7 protein-coding genes are annotated in these 4,623 nt (G+C 42.9%); all 7 read left to right on the forward strand.

The window, feature by feature from the left end; translation table 11 throughout:
- The first annotated feature begins 254 nt into the window (after window positions 1-254).
- Complete coding sequence (locus UYC_RS0123880) at window positions 255-533, forward strand: BrnT family toxin (RefSeq protein WP_016874780.1); 279 nt, start codon at window positions 255-257, stop codon at window positions 531-533.
- Window positions 496-774, forward strand: coding sequence for a BrnA antitoxin family protein (locus UYC_RS35740; RefSeq protein ID WP_026087468.1), 279 nt, complete (start codon window positions 496-498; stop codon window positions 772-774). The genes UYC_RS0123880 and UYC_RS35740 overlap by 38 nt, the downstream gene beginning before the upstream one ends.
- 149 nt (window positions 775-923) lie before the next feature.
- Window positions 924-1,046: a hypothetical protein gene (locus tag UYC_RS39990; protein WP_016874778.1), complete on the forward strand. Its 123-nt coding sequence runs from the start codon at window positions 924-926 to the stop codon at window positions 1,044-1,046.
- A gap of 239 nt (window positions 1,047-1,285) precedes the next feature.
- The gene (locus UYC_RS0123895; protein WP_016874777.1) at window positions 1,286-2,257 is read left to right on the forward strand and encodes a glutathione S-transferase family protein; all 972 of its coding nucleotides are present in this window, start codon (window positions 1,286-1,288) and stop codon (window positions 2,255-2,257) included.
- Between the two features lie 58 nt (window positions 2,258-2,315).
- The gene (locus tag UYC_RS0123900; protein WP_016874776.1) at window positions 2,316-2,939 is read left to right on the forward strand and encodes a LysE family translocator; all 624 of its coding nucleotides are present in this window, start codon (window positions 2,316-2,318) and stop codon (window positions 2,937-2,939) included.
- Between the two features lie 249 nt (window positions 2,940-3,188).
- Window positions 3,189-4,082: an AraC family transcriptional regulator gene (locus tag UYC_RS0123905; protein ID WP_016874775.1), complete on the forward strand. Its 894-nt coding sequence runs from the start codon at window positions 3,189-3,191 to the stop codon at window positions 4,080-4,082.
- A 106-nt stretch (window positions 4,083-4,188) separates the two neighbouring features.
- Window positions 4,189-4,623, forward strand: a 435-nt coding sequence (locus tag UYC_RS35750) for an amidase family protein (protein WP_040432599.1), incomplete at its 3' end; no start/stop codon positions are given.

The raw sequence follows: 4,623 nt of genomic DNA on the forward strand, positions 1-4,623 counted from the left end.
ACGAAACACAATTTCAGTTTCATTGTGTTCCATTCAATTTCCTCTTTGAGATGCTAAATGTTTTAAAGTGGTTGTGAGTACGGTAACGATGACAATCCAGCTTACCGCGAGAATTGGCTAAAGCAGGGCGCACCTTGGTTTGATCCAAAGCAACGTCCAAGTAGTTGGAATTTAGAGGAACAATTACGTCACATTATTCCCGATTGGAATGCGCGATAATAGGAAATGGCTTAATTAGCATTCACTAGACCTTCATGCAGTTCGAGTGGGACGAAGCGAAAAACCTTGAAAATATTCGCAAGCACCAAATTGATTTCGCAGATGTCCCTGAGATGTTTGAAAGTCCAATGTTGATTGAACTTGATGATCGCATGGATTACGGCGAGGATCGCTGGGTCGGTATCGGATTTTTGCGAAACGGCGTAGCGGTTGTTGTTTGGACAGAACGACAAGGTAATGTCATCCGAATTATTTCAGCACGAAAGGCAAACCGATATGAGCGCAAACGATTTGAGCAATACCTCACGTACTAACTGGGCAGCACTAGAGGCAATGACAGATGAGGAAATCGATTACTCTGACATCCCGCCTTTGACAGATGAGTTTTTTGAAAAAGCTACTTTGCGAGTTCCGGCTACCCAAGCCCATAATTTAATTCAGCTTGATCCTGATGTGATGGCGTGGTTTCAGTCTCAAGGTGCAGAGTACAAAGCTCTGATCAACTCAGTGTTGCGCCGTTACATAGAAAACAACAGAGATCGGCAAGCAAGCTAACCCTGCATTGGAGCGGACAACTGAAAGGTCTTGGTGTTGAGTTTGAAACGTTCTGATGCCGCTCAACTGTGTCGTTAACTCAAATTGGTTGCGGCTGTGCATTCACCTTATCTGTTAGTACCCAAAATCAAGTTAATGCGAGGTTATTTATGAGGCAGTTTTGGCAAGAAAATCCGCTGCATCCTTCTTTACACTTCAAAAAAGTAGGCAAGAATCTGTGGTCTGCGCGTGTTAGTAGTGGTTATCGAGCATTGGCATTTGAAAAAGGGTGAATATATTATTGGTTCTGGATTGGTGCGCATGACAAATATGAAGCTCTGCTGAATTAGATAAACGTCGCTTTTCTCTGGAGTGCCACTTCGCGATCGCGTTTAACAGCAAATATTTTCTACATTGTCAAAGTCTATTTGTCAAGTATTTTTAAGAAATTAATATTCTTCAGAAAAGCCAAGACTTAATCCTGAAATAAACTTTGTAGTTTGCAGATACGCCCCAGGGTTAGGAGAAAATTATGGCATCAGGAATGATGGTCGAAGGCAAATGGACAACCGACGCAAATAAATTAGATCCCAGTGGTAATTTCAAAGAGATACCGACAACATTTCGCGATCGCATAAGCGCCGATGGCAAGAGCGGGTTTAAGGCAGAATCGGGGCGCTATCACCTCTACGTTTCTTTGGCGTGTCCGTGGGCGCATCGCACCTTAATTATGCGAGAACTCAAAGGGTTAAATGATGCGATTTCAGTCTCTATTGTCGATCCAATTATGAGCGACAAGGGATGGATGTTTAGTAAAGCACCGGGAGCCATTCCTGACTGGGTGAATCACGCTCAATATCTGCAAGAGATTTATGTGAAAGCCGATCCCAAATACACAGGGCGAGTCACAGTTCCGGTGTTGTGGGATAAGCAAACTCAAACAATCGTCAATAACGAATCTCGCGAAATCATGCGAATGTTTGATGTAGAGTTTGCTCAAGTGGCAACGCAGAAAATAGACTTATACCCACACGACTTACAACAGAAGATTGATGAAACAATTGATGCAATTTATCTGCCCATCAATGCTGGTGTATATCGCGCTGGTTTTGCAACTTCGCAAGCAGCCTACGAAGAAGCGGTAACTGAACTCTTCGAGAGTTTAGATCAATGGGAAACCGTTCTGAGCAAGCAGCGCTATTTATGTGGGGATCGACTTACTGAAGCTGATATTTGTATGTTTACAACTCTGTATCGCTTCGACTCAGTGTATCACGGTCTCTTTAAGTGCAATTTGCGGCGAATTCTCGATTATCCAAACCTCTGGAATTATCTCAAGGATCTATATCAGCGTCCTGAATTCAAATCGACGTGCAATCTAGACTACACTAAGCGTGCCTATTACATGAGTATGACCGAGATTAATCCCAATCGAATTGTGCCAAAGGGGCCAATCATCGATTTTGACGAACGGCACGATCGCGCTCGCTTTAGCAAAATTTAGAGGCGATCGCACACTTAAGTATGAAAATGAGAGCAGTAACTCACTAATTGTTCTGCCGATGCAAAGCAGTATGACATTTAGCAGCATTGTTGCATTATTTAGTGCAATGGTTGTGCTGGCTTGTATTCCCAGTGTGAGTGTATTGGCTGTCTCGACAAGATCGGCGACATCTGGATTCATTCATGGTGTTTTCACAACCATAGGGATAGTGGTTGGTGACATCATTTTCATCATCATAGCCATTTGGGGTTTATCGCTTCTGGCTGAAACGATGGGGAGCCTATTTGTCCTCATAAAATACCTTGGTGGTGCTTATCTTATTTTGTTGGGAATAAGGCTATGTACGTCAAAATCAAAGAATGTGGAGACACAGGAGGTTGTTAAATCCTCTTTAATATCCAGTTTTCTGACTGGACTATTGATTACATTGGGCGATCAAAAAGCGACTTTGTTTTATCTTGGTTTTTTCCCAGCTTTTGTTGATATTTCTAAAATCTCTTATTTTGACACTGGCATAATCATAACAATTACTACAGTGGCTGTAGGCGGTGTAAAACTTGGTTATGCATTCATGGCAGATAGAGCGAGATTGCTGATTAGTTCCAAAATCACAAAAGGAATAAACATCGCTGCTGGCTGTGTAATGATTGCTGTGGGAGTATTTTTGGTAACAAAAGCTTAATCATATGACCAAGTTGAGTATGCGTCCGGTGAGCTTGTCGGCGGTAAAATTGTCTCGTAGGTGTTGCTGAATCTGGGGATGAATTTTATCTCACGCAGAGGAGCCAGTGCGTTGCGCGGGTTCCCCGCGTTGTAGCAACTGGCGTCACGCAAAGACGCAGAGAGTAAGAGTTTTAATTTAGTACGTTTCTTAATTTCATACTTCTATTCAGCAACGCCGTCTCGTATTCTTTGTTTAAGTGCAACAGCCATGCCAAGTGCCGAACCTCAAATCATTAATTTTGGTAAATCAGACTCTTGGCAGCAGGTTTTACCACTAGCACCTGTTTTATCTAGTCACACGGCGGCATGGAAAGGAATTCATTTTGAGTATCATCGCCAGCCTGTTCATGAAACTCCTGAATACTGTTTTCCTGTTCATACCATCAGTATTGGTTTGAGATATGAGGCAAGGGAATTCAAGGCAAATCGACGAGTCTACAAAGATTTTTGTCCTGGAAATATTGCCATTTGTCCTGCCTATGAAAGTCTCAGTACTCAAGCATACGGCAACGCAGAATTTATGTTGCTGTCACTTGATCCTAACCTACTTGCTCTTGTAACAGATGGATCTCAAAGCGTCGATCAAATTGAAATTGTGTCGCAAGTTTTTGGTGTAGATCCGCTTATTTACCATATGGGATTGGAGTTGAAGCGAGAACTGGAATGTGCTGAATTGGATAGTCATCTTTATGCAGAATCGATGGCAACGGCTTTGGCGACTCACTTAGTCAGACGGTATGCAACGCGAAACAGAGCTATTAAGAATTACTTTGGTGGATTACCTGCTTACAAGCTCAAAACTGCGATCGCCTACATCCATGAACATTTGGATCAGCCCTTAAGTTTGGCAGAAATTGCCGCACTGGTAAACATGAGTCCGCATTACTTTGCCAGCTTATTCAAACAATCAACAGGAGTTGCTCCTTACCAATACGTAACCCAATGCCGCATTGAACGAGCAAAACAATTACTGACACAATCTGAATTCACGATTGTAGAAGTTTGTCATCAAGTGGGTTTTCAAAGCCAAAGTCATTTCACAAAGGTTTTTCGTGACTATACAAAGGTTACGCCCAAGGCTTATCGTAACTCACGCGCTTAGTTTTCGGAAGATTGCGATACTTTTGGGAAGAATGCGAAAGACGAGCATCCAGGATTTTGAATAAACTCGGTGCTGATTTAGTACATCCAACCTCAGCACTAATTCTATGAGTAGTCTTGTTTTTTGGACGGCAAATCAGATGGCTCAAGCCATTCGCGATCGCCAAGTTTCAGCCCAAGAAGTTTTAGAGGCACATCTGCAACAAATTGCAACTCATAATGCTAAAGTAAATGCGATCGTCACACTTAATGAGGAACGCGCCAGACAGCAAGCCAAAGCCGCCGATGAAGCGATCGCTAGAGGGGAAATCTGGGGAGCTTTACATGGTGTGCCGATGACAGTAAAGGATTGCTATGAAACGGCTGGAATGCGATCGACTTGTGGCTGTAAAAAATTCTTTGACTATATTCCGGCTCAAGATGCCACGATTGTCTCCCGAATCAAAGCTGCAGGTGCAATCATTTTGGGCAAAACAAACATGGCGATTCTCGCTGCTGATATGCAAACTGTGTCTGATTTTGGGCAGAGTGACGTACCCAAC

The organism is Chlorogloeopsis fritschii PCC 6912 (assembly GCF_000317285.1).
In the GTDB taxonomy this organism is placed as follows: Bacteria; Cyanobacteriota; Cyanobacteriia; order Cyanobacteriales; family Nostocaceae; genus Chlorogloeopsis; species Chlorogloeopsis fritschii.